This is a genomic window from Streptomyces sp. NBC_00090, from assembly GCF_045160815.1.
Lineage (GTDB): Bacteria > Actinomycetota > Actinomycetes > Streptomycetales > Streptomycetaceae > Streptomyces.
In genome coordinates, this window is record NZ_CP108224.1 from 2495224 (window position 1) to 2509806 (window position 14583).

The following is a 14583-nucleotide window of genomic DNA, read 5'->3' on the forward strand; positions in this document are numbered from 1 at the left end:
GAAGGCCGCCCGAGGGGCGGCCTTCTCTCGTACCCGGGCCGTTCCTCTCCGTACTCCCCTCGGAAGGAACGACACACCCCATGGACCTCTCCCGTCTCCTGGACGACTCCTGCCCGCCCTTCGCCCTGCTGCGCAGGCGCACCCCCGGCCGTGACCACGACACCGTCGAGGTGCTCGTCGGACGGGTCCACGAGGCCGAGCGCCTCGCCGAGCTGCCCGTGGGCCCGCTGCCGACGCTCGCGCTCGTGCCCTTCCGGCAGATCCGGGAGCGCGGCTTCGACGTGCGGGACGACGGCACCCCGCTCTCCGTGCTCGTCGCCGACGAGGTGTACGAACTGCCGCTCGCCGAGGCGCTGGAGCAACTGCCCGCGCACGACGTGACCGTCGAGGGCGGCGGGTTCGACGTCTCGGACGAGGAGTACGCCGGGACCGTGCGCCGGGTCATCGACGAGGAGATCGGCTCGGGCGAGGGCGCGAACTTCGTCATCCGGCGCACCTACACCGGGGAGATCCCGGGCTTCGGGCGGGCCGACGCCCTCGCCCTGTTCCGGCGGCTCCTCTCGGGGGAGCGGGGCGCGTACTGGACCTTCGTCGTGCACACCGGCGACCGGACCCTCGTCGGGGCGAGCCCCGAGGTGCACGTGCGGATGTCGGGCGGCACGGTCGTGATGAACCCGATCAGCGGCACGTACCGCTACCCGGCCGGGGCCGCGCCGACCCCGGAGGACCTGCTGGCCTTCCTCGCCGACCGCAAGGAGACCGAGGAGCTCTCCATGGTGGTGGACGAGGAGCTCAAGATGATGTGCACCGTGGGCGACATGGGCGGGGTCGTGATCGGCCCGCGCCTGAAGGAGATGGCCCACCTCGCCCACACCGAGTACGAGCTGCGCGGCCGCTCCACCCTGGACGTGCGGGAGGTGCTCCGGGAGACGATGTTCGCGGCGACCGTGACCGGCTCGCCGGTGCAGAACGCCTGCCGGGTGATCGAGCGTCACGAGACCGGCGGACGCGGCTACTACGCGGGGGCGCTCGCCCTGCTCGGTACGGACGAGACCGGCGCCCAGACGCTGGACTCCCCCATCCTGATCCGTACGGCCGACATCTCCCGGGACGGCAGGCTGCGGGTGCCGGTCGGGGCGACCCTCGTACGCCACTCCGACCCGGCCGGCGAGGTCGCCGAGACCCACGCCAAGGCCGCCGGGGTGCTCACCGCCCTCGGCGTGCGGGAGGGCCGCCCGGCGGCGGACGCGGCGGCTCCGGCGCCGGCGCGGCTGGCCGACGATCCGCGGGTCCGGGCCGCCCTGGACGCCCGGCGGGCCGATCTGGCGCCGTTCTGGCTGAAGATGCAGGTCCGGTCGGCGGAGCTGTCGGGCCACGCCCTGGTGATCGACGCCGAGGACACCTTCACCGCGATGCTGGCGCACGTCCTGCGTTCCTCGGGCCTCGACGTGTCGGTGCTCCGCTACGACGAGCCGGGGCTGCGGGAGCTGGCGCTCGCCCATGAGGGGCCGGTGGTCCTGGGTCCCGGTCCCGGGAACCCCTCGGACGCCGCCGACGCGAAGATGCGCTTCCTGCGCGGTCTGACGGCCGAGCTGGTGCGGGACCACCGGCACGGTCTGCTCGGGGTCTGCCTGGGGCACGAGCTGATCGCCGCCGACCTCGGCCTGGAGATCGTCCGCAAGCGGACCCCGTTCCAGGGGGCCCAGCTGCGGATCGACCTCTTCGGGCAGGAGCGGACCGTCGGCTTCTACAACAGCTTCACCGCCCGCTGCGACGACCGGACGGCGACGGAGCTGGCCCTGCACCGGATCGAGATCAGCCGGGACCCGGAGACCGGGGAGGTGCACGCGCTGCGCGGACCGGGCTTCGCCGGGGTGCAGTTCCACCCCGAGTCGGTGCTGACCATCGACGGCGCGGAGCTGACGGCCTCGCTGCTCGCGGGAGTGCTGGTCTAGGCGGTCTGAACCCTGGGTACCAGGACGTTCTCGCTGCGCCGGCCGGCGGTGTAGTCGAGGACGTTCTGGACCGTGGTGTCGATGATCTGGCCGACCGCGTCGACCGTGTAGTACGCCTGGTGGGAGGTGACCACCACGTTCGGGAAGGTGACCAGGCGGGCCAGGGTGTCGTCCTCGACGACCTCCAGGGACTTGTCGAGGAAGAAGAGCCCGGCCTCCGCCTCGTACACGTCCAGGCCGACACCGGCGAAGCGGCCGGACCGGAGCTCGACGACCAGGGCCTCGGTGTCGATGAGCCCGCCGCGGCTGGAGTTCACCAGGATCACGTCGTCCTTCATCGCCCTGAGGGCGTCGGCGTCGATGAGGTGATGGGTGGACGGGAGCAGCGGCACGTGCAGGCTGATGAGGTCGGCCTCGGCGAAGAGCCGGTCCTTGTCCACGTACTCCATGCCCAGCGCGAGGCAGACCGGGTTCTCGGCGACGTCCCAGCCGAGCAGCTTCATGCCGAAGCCGTCGGCGATCCGGGTGAAGGCCTCGCCGATCTTGCCGGTGCCGAGGACGCCGACGGTACGGCCCCGCAGGTCGCGGCCCATCAGCCCGTCGAGGCGGAAGTCGAAGTCGCGGGTCCGGTTGGAGGCGCGGACGATCCGGCGGTTCACGGCCATCGCGAGCGTCCAGGCGAACTCGGCGACGGAGTACGGGGAGTAGTACGAGACCCGGGCGACGGTGAGGCCGAGGCGTTCGGCCACCTCCAGGTCGATGTTGTTGAAGCCCGTGGAGCGCTGGGCGATCATCTGGGTCCCGCCGGCGGCGAGGGTCTGCAGGACCTTGTGGTCGAGGCTGGCGTTGACGCTGGTGGAGATGATCTCGTAGCCGGCCGCGATGGGCGCGGTGTCCTCGGTGAGGAACACGTCCACGCAGCGGACGTCGTGATGCCCCTCGAAGGCCTGATCGATCAGGGGCTTCTCGTCCGCCTGTACGCCGAATGCCAGGATTTCCACTGAGTTCCCCCAGAAGCGGTGATGGGCCGGATATGCGCGGTCCTCGCGAATATACGGCCCGTCACGTCACCGCGCCCGTAACTCCCCGCGCCCGGCACCGGGCACGACACCGGACCCGGCACCTGGCCCGCCCCGCCCCGCCGCAGGCTCAGGCGTCGTCGAGCCCGCGCTCGATGGCGTACCGGACGAGCTCCACCCGGTTGTGGAGCTGGAGCTTGCCGAGCGTGTTCTGCACGTGGTTCTGGACGGTGCGGTGCGAGATCACCAGGCGCTCGGCGATCTGCTTGTAGCTGAGCCCCTTGGCGACCAGCCGCAGGACCTCGGTCTCGCGGTCCGTCAGCTGCGGGGCCTTCGGCTCGTCGCCACCGGCCGCCGGGGCGGGCTCGGAGGCCAGCCGGCGGTACTCGCCGAGGACCAGACCGGCGAGGCCGGGGGTGAAGACGGGGTCGCCGACGGCCGTCCGCCGCACGGCGTCGATCAGCTCCTCCGTACTGGCCGACTTGAGGAGGTAGCCGGTGGCACCGGACTTGACCGCCTCCAGGACGTCGGCGTGCTCCCCGCTCGCCGAGAGGACCAGGACCCGCAGCGCGGGGTGCGCGCCGACGAGCTCCTTGCAGACCTGCACGCCCGGCTTCAGCGGCAGGTTCAGGTCCAGGACGAGGACGTCGGGCCCGGCCGCCGTGGCCCGGCGCACGGCCTGCTCGCCGTCGCCCGCCGTGGCGACCACGTCGAAACCCGCCTCCGCGAGGTCGCGGGCGACCGCGTCCCGCCACATCGGATGGTCGTCGACGACCATCACCCTGATCTGCTGCTGCTCGCTCATCTTCCCTGTCCTGCCTTCCCCCGTGGAACCTTCAACTCGACTTCCGTGCCCTGCCCCGGGACCGAGATCAGCTCGGCCGTACCGCCCAGATCCCGCAGTCTGCCCCGGATGGAGAGGGCGACGCCCATCCGGCCCTCGCCCTCGGCCTGCGCGAGGCGGCCCTCCGGGATGCCGGGGCCGTCGTCCCGGACGGTGACGATCACCTCGTCCGGCCAGTCCTCGACGAGGATCCAGGCCTGGGCGTCCTCACCCGCGTGCACCCGGACGTTGTCCAGGGCGGCGCCGACGGCGGCGGCCAGCTCGCGGGCGGCGGGCGGCGGCAGCAGCACGGGTGCGCCCGGCTCGGAGAGCGTGGTCCTCGCCCCGGCGCGCGGGGCGAGCAGGAGCCGCAGGTCGACGGGGGTGTCACCCGCGCCGTAAGGGGGGTCGTCCTCCACCTCGACGACCCGGACCACGGCCCCCTCGGACTCGTCCTCCGAGACCAGGCTGGGCCGGGCCAGTCCGCCCGCGACGAGGGTACGGAGGGCCACCTCCTGCTCCCCCGCCATCCGGCCGAGCTCGGCGGCCTCGCCGCCCAGCGCCGTGCCGCGCCGCTGCACCATCGCGAGGACCTGGAGGACGCTGTCGTGGATGTCCCGGGCGAGCCGCTCCCGCTCCCGGGTCGCGGCCTCGATCTCCAGGGCCCGGGCGAGGGTGCGCTCGGAGGCGCGGGCCACCTCGACGACGTATCCGATGGCGATGGAGGCCACCCAGACGAGCAGCACGTTGTGGAGGGTGTCCCGGCTGGTATGGCCGCGCTCGACGATGTTGGCGACGGCGACGAGGGAGGAGGCGACTCCGGCCCAGCGCCAGCCGCCCTTGATCGCGTACGCGAGGACGGAACCCGCGGTCCATATCGACGGCAGGGTGGGGCCGTCGACCGACTGGGCGTGGGCGTCGGCCAGCGGGGTGAGCAGGATGCCGACGAGGGCGACGGTGAGGTCGGCGCCGAGGAAGCGCTTGGTGCAGCTGGCCGCGTTCGCCACCCTGGGGAGGGTCGCGAGGGTCCAGACGCACATCACCGCCAGATAGGCGACGGCGATCCAGGGCCGCTCGTACCGCTCCCGCCCGAAGGCGAACAGCAGGACGGCGTAGATCATCGTCAGGACGCGGTAGCCGGTCAGCGCACGCCACAGCGGCTGCTCGACCGACATGCGCACGACACGCTCGCGTTTGGCCATCTCCCCCACCCCCCGGACACCCCTGGGGGTGTCGTGCCGTGCCTACGCGCCCGACTCTTCCCGCGCCGCGATCTCGGCCTTGACGGCCTCCTTGGCCGCCTTCTCCGCGTCCGCGATCTGCCGCTTGGCGGCGGTCGCGTAGATGTCGACGTACTCCTGACCGGACAGCTTCATGATCTCGTACATGACCTCGTCGGTCACCGAGCGGAGGATGAAGCGGTCGCCGTCCATGCCCTGGTAACGGGTGAAGTCCAGCGGCTTGCCGATCCGGATCCCCGGACGCATCAGCTTGGGGACGACCTTGCCGGGCGGCTGGATCTTCTCCGTGTCGATCATGGCCACCGGGATCACGGGCGCGCCGGTGGCCAGGGCCACCCGCGCCAGACCGCCGGGCTTGCCCCGGTAGAGCCGGCCGTCGGGCGAGCGGGTGCCCTCGGGGTAGATCCCGAAGAGCCCGCCTCCCTCGATGACGTCGATACCGGCCTTGATCGCCGCCTCGCCGGCGCCTCGGGCGCCCGAACGGTCGACGGGCAGCTGGCCGACGCCCTTGAAGAAGGCGGCGGTGAGCTTGCCCTTCACCCCCGGGGAGGTGAAGTACTCGGCCTTGGCGATGAAGGTGACCTTGCGGTCGAGGACGGCGGGGAGGAAGAAGGAGTCCGAGAAGGAGAGGTGGTTGCTCGCCAGGATCGCGGGACCCTCGGCCGGAATGTTCTCCAAACCCTCGACCCAGGGCCGGAAGGCAAGCTTCAGGGACCCTCCGATGGAGAACTTCATTGCGCCGTAGATCAACTCGCCATGCCTTCCGTGTGCCGTGGCCACGACTTTATCCCGTACCGACCCACGGCCCCCGCTACGGCCCTGGTCGGTGTCGGTCCGGTCGCGTACCGTGAAGGTCCTTTCCCCATTTTCCGTCGCTTCGGCGCACCCGAAGTCGAACGAACAGGAGACCCCGGTGCCGGTCCTTCCCGGAGCCGAGCCGTACCGCCACGAAGGCGGAGAGGTCGGCGTCCTTCTCTGTCACGGATTCACCGGTTCCCCGCAGTCGATGCGTCCGTGGGCCGAGTATCTGGCCGGCCGCGGGCTCACCGTGTCGCTGCCGCTGCTGCCGGGCCACGGCACGCGCTGGGAGGACATGCAGCTCACCACCTGGCGCGACTGGTACGCGGAGGTGGACCGGGCCCTGCGCGAGCTCCTGGAGCGGTGCGAGAGCGTCTTCGTCTTCGGCCTCTCCATGGGCGGGGCGCTGACGCTGCGGCTGGCCGCGCAGCACGGGGACGCGGTGCGGGGCATCGTCCTCGTCAACCCTGGCAACAAGGTGCACGGCCTGGCGGCGCACGCGCTGCCGGTCGCCCGGCACCTGGTCCGCACGACGAGCGGCATCGCGAGCGACATCGCCAAGGAGGGCGTGACGGAGGTCGGCTACGACCGGGTGCCTCTGCACGCGGCGCACTCGCTGCGCCAGTTCTTCCGGACGGTGGACGCCGAGCTCCCGCAGGTCACGCAGCCGGTGGTGGTGCTGCACAGCCCGCAGGACCATGTGGTGCCGCCGGCCGACTCCGCCCGGATCCTGAGCAGGATCTCCTCGACGGACGTCCAGGAGATCCTGCTGGAACAGAGCTACCACGTCGCGACGTTGGACCATGACGCGGAGCGGATCTTCGAGGAGAGCTGGGCGTTCGTCGAGCGTCTCGCCCCGAGTCCGGTCGACGGGAAGAGGAGCAGCAGCGGTGGCTGATCAGCAGGACGGCGGCGAGCGGGAGCCGCAGCCCATCGACGAGGAGGCGGCGTGGGCCGCGATCGTCGCCGGGTACGGGGAGGAGCCCGTGGACCCTCCGGGGGCCAGGCCGTACCGGCCGATCGAGACCCTGTCGCTGCCCGAGCCGGAGGACGAGCCGGAGGACGAGCCGACGAAGCCGGGCGCGGGGACGGGTACGGGTACCGGCGCGGGTACGGAATCGGGTACCGGTACCGGTACCGGTACCGGTACCGGTACGGGAACGGCGGCCAAGGCCGGTACGGGGTCGGAGACCCCTACGGGGTCCGGTGCCGGGTCGGGTGCCAACTCGGGGACCGGGTCGGGCGCCGACTCCAAGACCGGGACGGGCGCCGGCCCCGGGACCGAGCCGGACGGCGAGGCCTCGCCCGGTGGCGAGACCGGGCCCGGGACGGACGCCGAGGCCTCGGCCGATGCCGACCGGAGGCCGGAGGCCGGAGCGGAGAAGCCCTCGCTGGGCAGCTCCGTCGTCTTCGCGCCCGGGGTACGGCCGAGCGGTCCCCGGGACTACTCCCCCGCCGAGCCGGAGGAGGGCCCGGACGGCTCCGAAGAGGGCCACTTCGTCCCGCCGGAGCCCCCGCCGCTGCCGGAGGCCGACGCGACGACCAAGTTCGCCTGGCTGGGCGTGGTCGGCGGCCCGGTGCTGATGCTGGTGGCCGTCCTGTTCCAGTGGGACATGACCTGGTGGCTGACGACGCTCTGCGTGGGCGGCTTCCTGGGCGGCTTCGCGACCCTGGTCGCCCGCATGAAGCACGACGACGACGATGACGACGGCTTCGGCGACCCGGGCCGCGGGGCGGTCGTCTAGCCCCCCTCGTTCCGCGCTCTACGCAGCAGGCACACGGACCGCCGCCAGTACGGGCAGGTGGTCCGTTGCCGTTCTCAGGTCCGTGGGGTCGAGGTGCGGCGGGACCCCACAGCCGAGGAACTCGACGCCCGGGGTGGCCAGGATCGCGTCGATGCGCTGGTGCGGGTCGGCGGGGGTCGAGGTGTACTCGCCGCCCCAGGGACTCACCGCCCAGCCGTCCTGGAGCTCCTTCGCGAGCCGGGTGAAGGCGGGGCCGCCGGGCCGCTCGTTGAGGTCCCCGGCCACGAGGGTGTACGGGGTGCCCAGCGCGGCGACCCGGTCGAGGACCATCCCGGCCTGGGCGTACCGCTCGTCCTCGCGCAGGCTCAGGTGGCAGCTGATCAGCCCGACCCTGGCCCCGGCGAAGCGGACGACGGCGGTCGCGAGGCCGCGGCGGTGCAGGCCCGGGGTGAGCGGCAGGAGGATGTCCTCGGTGCGTTCCACGGTGGCCCGCAGGGAGCAGAGCAGCAGCGGCCCGGCCGCGGTGGCGCCGCCGCTCAGGACGACGAGCTCGCTCTTGGCGGCGAGCCGGGCCGCGTGCTTGCGCCAGCGGAAGAAGCGCGGGGCCTCCTGGACGAAGACGAGGTCCGGGTCGCAGGCGCGGATCACCCGGGCGAGGGCGTCCTCGTCGTCGCGCATCGAGCGGATGTTGTAGCTCAGGACCCGGAGGACGGCCGAACCGTCCGATTCGGTGCGGGAGTTGGGCAGTTCGCTGATCGCCATGTCAGGCAACATACGACAACCGCCCGCCGCGTCCGAGAGGACGCGACGGGCGGTCGGGGTGACGGGGACCGGCCGGTGGTCAGCCCTGGCGGGCCAGGTCGGCCGCGCCCACGAGGCCGGCCTTGTTGCCCAGCTGGGCCGCGAGGACCTGCGCGTGCGGACGCCACTGGCCGCCGATCAGCCAGCGCCGGAAGGACTTGCGGATCGGGTCGAGGACGAGGTCGCCCTCGTCCGAGACGCCGCCGCCGACGATGAAGGCGGACGGGTCGAAGAGCGAGGCCAGGTCGGCGAGACCGGCACCCGCCCAGCGGGCCAGCTCGCGGAAGGAGTCGACGGCCACCGGGTCGCCGGCGCGGGCGGCCTGGCTGACGTGCTTGCCCTCGATGCCCTCGGGGGTGCCGTCGCCGAGGGCCAGCAGGACCTCGGCGCGCTCCGGGGTGGCGTTGGCGCGCTGCTTCGCGTACCGGACGAGGGCCCGCCCGGAGGCGTACTGCTCCCAGCAGCCCTGGCTGCCGCAGCCGCAGAGGAGACCGTCCGGGACGACCCGGATGTGGCCGAATTCCGCCGCTACGCCGAAGCGTCCGCGGCGCAGCTTGTTGCCGATGATGATGCCGCCGCCGAGGCCGGTGCCGAGGGTGATGCAGATGACGTCCTCGTGGCCCTGGCCCGCGCCGAACTTGTACTCGCCCCAGGCCGCCGCGTTGGCGTCGTTCTCGACGACCACGGGCAGACCGACCCGCTGCTCGACCTTGTCCTTCAGCGGCTCGTGCCGCCAGTCGATGTTCGGCGCGAAGAGGACGGTGGCACGCTTGTCGTCGACGTAGCCCGCGGCACCGATGCCCACGGCCTCGATCGAGTGGCCCTTGCCGGCCTCGGAGACCGCGGCGCTGATCGCGTCGACGATGCCCTCGGGGGTCGGCGGGGTGGGCACCTTGTGCGTGTCGAGGATGTTGCCCTCCTCGTCGACCACGCCGGCCGCGATCTTCGTGCCGCCGATGTCGACGCCGATGGTGAGTCCCATTAGTCCCTCAGTTTTCGGTCGAGCCCCGCTACGGCCCACCGTACCCGAGGGGGACGACCCTACTGATCAGTCCAGGTCGATGTGCTGGCCCGTTCCGGGCCCTTCCTCGTCGCCGCGCGGGCCGTCCTCGCCGTCGGCGGCGCGGCGCGGGTCGTCCTCGGAGACGGTCCCGCCGCGGGTCCAGCGGGTCTCGTGGCCCTCGACGGCGGAGCGGTAGGCGGCGAGAAGTTCGTTGCCGGCGGCGGCGAGGTGGTCGAAGACCTGCGGGTTGCGCTCGATGACGGGCTCGACGACGGCCTTCGCCTGGCTGACGAACTGCTGGACGGTCTGACCGCTGATCCCGCCGAGCAGCGGGCCCCCGAGGCCCCCGGCGACCTTGTCCGCGACGGCGTCGAAGAGCTTGCGGAACTCCTCGGCGGCCGAGCCGGGCTCGGCCCCGCGCTCCGCACGACGGCGGGCCTTCTCCGCCTCCAGGTCCTCGGCGCAGGCCTTGGCCCAGGCGTCCGAATCGCTCATGGCGTACTCCTCAGTCGCTGGTACTTCGACGGTACACGGCCTCAGGGGGTCCGTGGCCAGAGTCCCGGGTCCGGAGTGAAGCGCACCCTGAGGTCCCCTTCGACGAGCCCTGCGCCGGTCACGGTGCAGCGGCGCAGGACGGCCGGCAGGGGCAGGTTGCGGCGGAACGGTCCGACGCTCAGGAGCAGTTCCTCGCCGCGGCGGACGAGGGAGAGCTCCTCCTTGACGGCACCGGGCAAGGCGATGTGCCAGACGAGGACGCCGTCCTCCTCCCGCCGGTCCTCGATCTCCGGTCCGGGCACGGGGGCGAGGGCGGCGGTGGGCGGGACGGGCGCGAGGAGGGCGAGGTCCTCGGCTCCACGCGGGTCGCGGCCGAGGTGCGGCAGCTCGTGGACGACGCCCGCGGCGGTACGGAGCTCCTCCAGGTGCCGGTGCTGCTGGGCGGTCAGCCCGGCGAGCCAGGGGTCCTCGGAGTCGGCGGGCAGCAGCCGGTTGGCGACGACGGCGTCGAGGGCCAGGCCGTGGAGGGCGAGGCCGAGCCGCGCGGTGCGCAGGGCCCGGAGGGCGGCGGGGCCCGGTTCGAGGACGAGCCGGACGCGGGTGGTGGGGGCGTCGGTGACGGCCTGGGCGGCGGCGAGTTCGGCCTCCCAGCGGGCCGTGGTCTCGTACAGCCACTGCGCGGGCATGGGGACCCCGGCGAGCTGGGCGAGCATCGGGCGCAGCGCGCGGGCGGCCTGCCGTTCGGTGGGCAGGAGGCGGCGCAGGTAGCGGCGGAGCTGCTCGGGCAGGGCGAGGAGGGCGAGGGCCTCGTGGAGCGGGGGCAGGTCGACGACGGCGAGATCGTGCTCTCCGTCGGCGGCGTCACGCAGTGCCCTCAGCAGGGCGAACTGGCGGCTGCCGGGGAGTTCGGTGAGCTCGGCGTCCTCGAAGGGCGCGGCGCCGAGCAGGTCGAGGGCGGTGGAGGAGCGGGCCTGGAGGGCGAGGAACTCGCGGCGGAAGTCCGCGGCGGGGTCGGGCCGGCGGACCCGGATGCTCCCGCCGCCCGGGAGCTCGGCCGCGGCCGGCTCCCGGAGCGCGTCCGGAAGCGGGCCGGTGAGCGGGTCGGCCTCCTCGGAGACGAGCAGGACCCGGCGGCCCGCCCGCGCCTCGGCGAGGGCGGTCGCGGCGGCGACGGTGGTGCGCCCGGCGCCGCCGAGGCCGGTGACAAGGATGATCCGCATGGGCGGGAACGTTACCGCTCCCGCTGGGCTGGGGGTCCCCCCAGCCCAGCGGGACGATTGCCCACACGGAACGGCGGGCGCTGCCCGCACGGCGGGCGGCCGCTACGCGCCCGACTCGACGCGCTTCTTCAGGCCGGCCAGGGCGCGGTCGATGATGACCTTCTCGGCCTTGCGCTTGATCATGCCGAGCATGGGGATCTTGACGTCGACGGTCAGCTGGTACGTGACCTCGGTGCGGTCGCCGCCGCCGAGCGCGGCGAGCCGGTAGGAGCCGTCGAGGGAGCGGAGCATCTGGGACTTGACCAGGGTCCAGCTGACCTCGTCGGCGCCGGTCCAGGTGTACGCCAGGGTGTGGTCGTCCTTGATCGCTCCGGCGTCGAGGAGCAGCCGGACCTTCTCCGCGCGGCCGGCGGCGTCGGTCTCCAGGACCTCGGCCTCCTTCACCTCGCCCGTCCACTCCGGGTAGCGGGCGAAGTCGGCGATCACACCCATGACGTCGGCCGGCGCCGCCTCGATGGTGATGCTCGAGCTGGTGTGTTCGGCCATCGCGGTGGCTCCTCCACTGTGCGGTCCGGCGAGAACTCGAAGGGCACAGACGTACAGATGTGCCGACGGCAGGCTATCGCGCCGCGGCTCCGCGCCCGTCACCACTCCAGGGCGAAGGGCCTGCCGGTCGAGGCGAAGTGGCCGACGTTCACGCACTCGGTCGACGCGACCCGCATCCGCCGGGCGAGCGGCTGGTGGACGTGGCCGAAGAGGGCGTAGCGGGGCCGGGTGCGCCGGATCGCGTCGAGCAGGGCGCGGCTGCCCCGCTCGAAGCGGCGGGCGACCGTGTCGTAGGTCAGCTCCGGGACGTCCGGCGGGATGTGCGAGCAGAGGACGTCGACCTCGCCGAGGGCCTCGACCTTGGCCGCGTACTCCTCGTCCGAGATCTCGTACGGGGTGCGCATCGGGGTGCGCAGTCCGCCGCCGACGAAGCCGACGGTGAGGCCGCCGAGCTCGATCCGCTGCCCGTCGAGGACGGTCGTGCCCGGGCCGGCGAACTCGGACCAGAGCCGGGGGATGTCGACGTTCCCGTAGGTGGCGTACGTGGGGGTGGGGAAGGCGGCGAAGAGCTCGGCGTACTGCCGGCGCACGGCGGCCTCGATGGCGGTGTCGCGGTCGACGTCCAGCTCGACCCAGAGGCTGCGGCCCAGGTCACGGGCTTCGTCGAAGCGGCGGGCGGTGCGGAGCTCCACGAGCCGGTCGGCGTTCTCGACGCCGAAGAGGTCGGGGAAGATCCCGCGGCTGTGGTCGGCGTAGTCGAGGAAGAGGACCAGGTCCCCCAGGCATATGAGGGCGTCGGCGCCCTCCCCCGCCTTGGCGAGGTCTTCGGCGTTGCCGTGCACGTCACTGACCACATGGACTCGCATGAGCCCACCTTAGGGGGTGTCACCTGCGGTTACTTCCGAGTCGGGAAACCTGTGGATTACTGTGCGCACAGCACCGCCACGCATGTGTGACGCACCGAACATCTGGCCTGGACCCCCTATCGGAACCATGTACTGATGGGTAACGTCCGGGCAGTCCAGTCGTGCTCACCCCCACTGAGCACCTGCCCGATCATGGACTACACCGGTGCATCACACAGAGCCGTGGCGCCGGCGCCCGATGAGGAGCAGCAGTCTTGCGCGAGTTCAGCCTTCCGGCCCTGTACGAGGTCCCCACGGACGGCAACCTGACGGATCTCATCCGCCGCAACGCCTCCCAGCACCCAGATGTCGCCGTGATGGGGCGCAAGGTGGACGGGGTCTGGACGGACGTGACCGCGACCCAGTTCCTCGCGGAGGTCCGCGGGGTCGCCAAGGGGCTGATCGCCGCGGGTGTGGCGGCGGGCGACCGGGTCGCCCTGCTGTCCCGTACGCGCTACGAGTGGGTGCTCCTCGACTTCGCGATCTGGAGCGCGGGCGCGGTGACCGTGCCGGTGTACGAGACGAGCTCGCCGGAGCAGATCCAGTGGATCCTCGGTGACTCCGGCGCCACGCTGGTGCTCGTCGAGAGCGCCGCGCACGAGGAGTCCGTGGCCTCCGTGCGGGCGGAGCTGCCGGAGCTCAAGGGCGTGTGGCAGATCGAGGCCGACGCGATCGCCCGGCTCACCGCCGACGGCGCTGGCGTCTCCGACGAGCTGCTCGACGAGCGCATGTCCGCGGCGAACGCGGACGACCCGGCGACGATCGTCTACACCTCGGGCACGACCGGCCGCCCCAAGGGCTGTGTCCTGACCCACCGGGCCTTCTTCGCCGAGTGCGGCAACGTGGTGGCGCGGCTGAAGCCCCTCTTCCGTACCGGCGAGTGCTCGGTCCTGCTCTTCCTGCCGGCCGCGCACGTCTTCGGGCGGCTCGTCGAGGTCGCGTCCGTGATGGCGCCGATCCGGCTGGGCTGTGTCCCGGACATCAAGAACCTCACCGACGAGCTGGCCTCGTTCCGGCCGACGCTGATCCTGGGCGTGCCGCGGGTCTTCGAGAAGGTCTACAACTCGGCTCGGGCCAAGGCGCAGGCCGACGGCAAGGGCAAGATCTTCGACAAGGCGGCGCACACGGCGATCGCGTACAGCCGGGCGATCGGGACCCCCGAGGGCCCGTCCTTCGGTCTCAAGCTCAAGCACAAGCTCTTCGACAAGCTGGTCTACAGCAAGCTGCGGGCGGTGCTCGGCGGCCGCGGCGAGTACGCGATCTCGGGCGGCGCGCCGCTGGGCGAGCGGCTCGGCCACTTCTTCCGGGGCATCGGCTTCACGGTGCTCGAGGGGTACGGCCTGACGGAGTCGTGCGCGGCGACCGCGTTCAACCCGTGGGACCGGCAGAAGATCGGCACGGTCGGGCAGCCGCTGCCGGGCTCGGTGGTGCGGATCGCCGACGACGGCGAGGTGCTGCTGCACGGCGAGCACATCTTCTCGCGGTACTGGAACAACGAGGCGGCGACGGCCGAGGCGCTGGCGGACGGCTGGTTCCACACGGGCGACATCGGCACGCTCGACGAGGACGGCTACCTCGCGATCACCGGCCGCAAGAAGGAGATCCTGGTGACGGCGGGCGGCAAGAACGTCGCCCCGGCGGTCATCGAGGACCGGATCCGGGCGCACGCGCTGGTCGCGGAGTGCATGGTGGTCGGCGACGGCCGCCCGTTCGTGGGCGCGCTCGTCACCCTGGACGAGGAGTTCCTCGGCCGCTGGGCCTCGGACCACGGCAAGCCGGCCGGTTCGACGGCGGTCTCCCTGCGCGACGACGCCGATCTCCTGGCGGAGGTCCAGCGGGCGATCGACGACGGCAACGCGGCGGTCTCCAAGGCGGAGTCGGTCCGCAAGTTCCGTGTCCTCCCGGCCCAGTTCACCGAGGAGGCGGGCCACATCACCCCCTCGCTGAAGCTGAAGCGCAACGTGGTGGCGCGGGAGTTCGCGGACGAGATCGAGGCGATCTACCAGGGCTGAGCCCGGTGTCCTGACGGACA

Annotated in this window: 14 protein-coding genes; 4 read left to right on the forward strand and 10 right to left on the reverse strand. The window is 72.5% G+C overall.

What is annotated here, in order from left to right:
• Window positions 1–80: 80 nt before the first annotated feature.
• Window positions 81–1955 carry an anthranilate synthase family protein gene (locus tag OG361_RS11025; RefSeq protein WP_405853158.1) on the forward strand — a complete coding sequence of 625 codons (1875 nt, stop codon included), beginning with the start codon at window positions 81–83 and terminating at the stop codon, window positions 1953–1955.
• Here the strand turns inward: OG361_RS11025 and OG361_RS11030 are convergent.
• From OG361_RS11030 to OG361_RS11045, 4 genes are all read right to left on the reverse strand, one after another.
• Window positions 1952–2956: a 2-hydroxyacid dehydrogenase gene (locus OG361_RS11030; RefSeq protein WP_405853159.1), complete on the reverse strand. Its 1005-nt coding sequence runs from the start codon at window positions 2954–2956 to the stop codon at window positions 1952–1954. The two genes, OG361_RS11025 and OG361_RS11030, sit on opposite strands and share 4 nt — an antisense overlap.
• A gap of 148 nt (window positions 2957–3104) precedes the next feature.
• Window positions 3105–3779, reverse strand: a complete 675-nt coding sequence (locus OG361_RS11035) for a response regulator (protein WP_405853160.1) — start codon at window positions 3777–3779, stop codon at window positions 3105–3107.
• Window positions 3776–4999, reverse strand: coding sequence for a MacS family sensor histidine kinase (macS, locus tag OG361_RS11040; RefSeq protein WP_405853161.1), 1224 nt, complete (start codon window positions 4997–4999; stop codon window positions 3776–3778). Before macS ends, OG361_RS11035 begins: the two co-directional genes overlap by 4 nt.
• A gap of 42 nt (window positions 5000–5041) precedes the next feature.
• A complete protein-coding gene (locus tag OG361_RS11045; RefSeq protein WP_405853162.1) occupies window positions 5042–5773 on the reverse strand; it encodes a lysophospholipid acyltransferase family protein in 732 nt (243 codons plus the stop codon).
• A gap of 178 nt (window positions 5774–5951) precedes the next feature.
• Between OG361_RS11045 and OG361_RS11050 the strand changes: the two genes are divergently transcribed.
• Both OG361_RS11050 and OG361_RS11055 read left to right on the forward strand, forming a co-directional pair.
• The gene (locus OG361_RS11050) at window positions 5952–6734 is read left to right on the forward strand and encodes an alpha/beta hydrolase (RefSeq protein WP_405853163.1); all 783 of its coding nucleotides are present in this window, start codon (window positions 5952–5954) and stop codon (window positions 6732–6734) included.
• Window positions 6727–7581, forward strand: a complete 855-nt coding sequence (locus OG361_RS11055; RefSeq protein WP_405853164.1) for a hypothetical protein — start codon at window positions 6727–6729, stop codon at window positions 7579–7581. Before OG361_RS11050 ends, OG361_RS11055 begins: the two co-directional genes overlap by 8 nt.
• 18 nt (window positions 7582–7599) lie before the next feature.
• On the opposite strand, the gene OG361_RS11060 is transcribed toward OG361_RS11055, so the two are convergent.
• The 6 genes from OG361_RS11060 to OG361_RS11085 all read right to left on the reverse strand — a co-directional run bounded on the left by OG361_RS11060 (window position 7600) and on the right by OG361_RS11085 (window position 12512).
• Window positions 7600–8343, reverse strand: a complete 744-nt coding sequence (locus tag OG361_RS11060; protein WP_405853165.1) for an endonuclease/exonuclease/phosphatase family protein — start codon at window positions 8341–8343, stop codon at window positions 7600–7602.
• 79 nt (window positions 8344–8422) lie between these two features.
• On the reverse strand, window positions 8423–9364 hold the full coding sequence (locus OG361_RS11065; RefSeq protein WP_024755593.1) for an ROK family glucokinase: 942 nt from the start codon (window positions 9362–9364) through the stop codon (window positions 8423–8425).
• Window positions 9365–9430: 66 nt separating this feature from the next.
• Window positions 9431–9880, reverse strand: a complete 450-nt coding sequence (locus OG361_RS11070) for a DUF5304 domain-containing protein (RefSeq protein WP_405853166.1) — start codon at window positions 9878–9880, stop codon at window positions 9431–9433.
• Window positions 9881–9921: 41 nt separating this feature from the next.
• Entirely contained in the window at window positions 9922–11100 is a 1179-nt protein-coding gene (locus tag OG361_RS11075) for an ArsA-related P-loop ATPase (RefSeq protein ID WP_405853167.1), read from the reverse strand.
• A 102-nt stretch (window positions 11101–11202) separates the two neighbouring features.
• The gene (locus OG361_RS11080) at window positions 11203–11646 is read right to left on the reverse strand and encodes an SRPBCC family protein (RefSeq protein ID WP_384565947.1); all 444 of its coding nucleotides are present in this window, start codon (window positions 11644–11646) and stop codon (window positions 11203–11205) included.
• 98 nt (window positions 11647–11744) lie between these two features.
• The gene (locus OG361_RS11085) at window positions 11745–12512 is read right to left on the reverse strand and encodes a metallophosphoesterase (protein ID WP_405853168.1); all 768 of its coding nucleotides are present in this window, start codon (window positions 12510–12512) and stop codon (window positions 11745–11747) included.
• 254 nt (window positions 12513–12766) lie between these two features.
• Here OG361_RS11085 and OG361_RS11090 point away from each other — a divergent pair, with 254 nt between their 5' ends.
• Window positions 12767–14563, forward strand: coding sequence for an AMP-dependent synthetase/ligase (locus OG361_RS11090; protein WP_405853169.1), 1797 nt, complete (start codon window positions 12767–12769; stop codon window positions 14561–14563).
• Window positions 14564–14583 lie beyond the last annotated feature (20 nt).

What these genes read in the sequence shown, in the direction of transcription:
- macS (WP_405853161.1), bottom strand. Translation starts at nt 4,999, where the DNA reads ATGGCCAAACGCGAGCGTGTCGTGCGCATGTCGGTCGAGCAGCCGCTG.
- OG361_RS11075 (WP_405853167.1), bottom strand. Translation starts at nt 11,100, where the DNA reads ATGCGGATCATCCTTGTCACCGGCCTCGGCGGCGCCGGGCGCACCACC.
- OG361_RS11060 (WP_405853165.1), bottom strand. Translation starts at nt 8,343, where the DNA reads ATGGCGATCAGCGAACTGCCCAACTCCCGCACCGAATCGGACGGTTCG.
- OG361_RS11085 (WP_405853168.1), bottom strand. Translation starts at nt 12,512, where the DNA reads ATGCGAGTCCATGTGGTCAGTGACGTGCACGGCAACGCCGAAGACCTC.
- OG361_RS11045 (WP_405853162.1), bottom strand. Translation starts at nt 5,773, where the DNA reads ATGAAGTTCTCCATCGGAGGGTCCCTGAAGCTTGCCTTCCGGCCCTGG.
- OG361_RS11025 (WP_405853158.1), top strand. Translation starts at nt 81, where the DNA reads ATGGACCTCTCCCGTCTCCTGGACGACTCCTGCCCGCCCTTCGCCCTG.
- OG361_RS11070 (WP_405853166.1), bottom strand. Translation starts at nt 9,880, where the DNA reads ATGAGCGATTCGGACGCCTGGGCCAAGGCCTGCGCCGAGGACCTGGAG.
- OG361_RS11080 (WP_384565947.1), bottom strand. Translation starts at nt 11,646, where the DNA reads ATGGCCGAACACACCAGCTCGAGCATCACCATCGAGGCGGCGCCGGCC.
- OG361_RS11035 (WP_405853160.1), bottom strand. Translation starts at nt 3,779, where the DNA reads ATGAGCGAGCAGCAGCAGATCAGGGTGATGGTCGTCGACGACCATCCG.
- OG361_RS11065 (WP_024755593.1), bottom strand. Translation starts at nt 9,364, where the DNA reads ATGGGACTCACCATCGGCGTCGACATCGGCGGCACGAAGATCGCGGCC.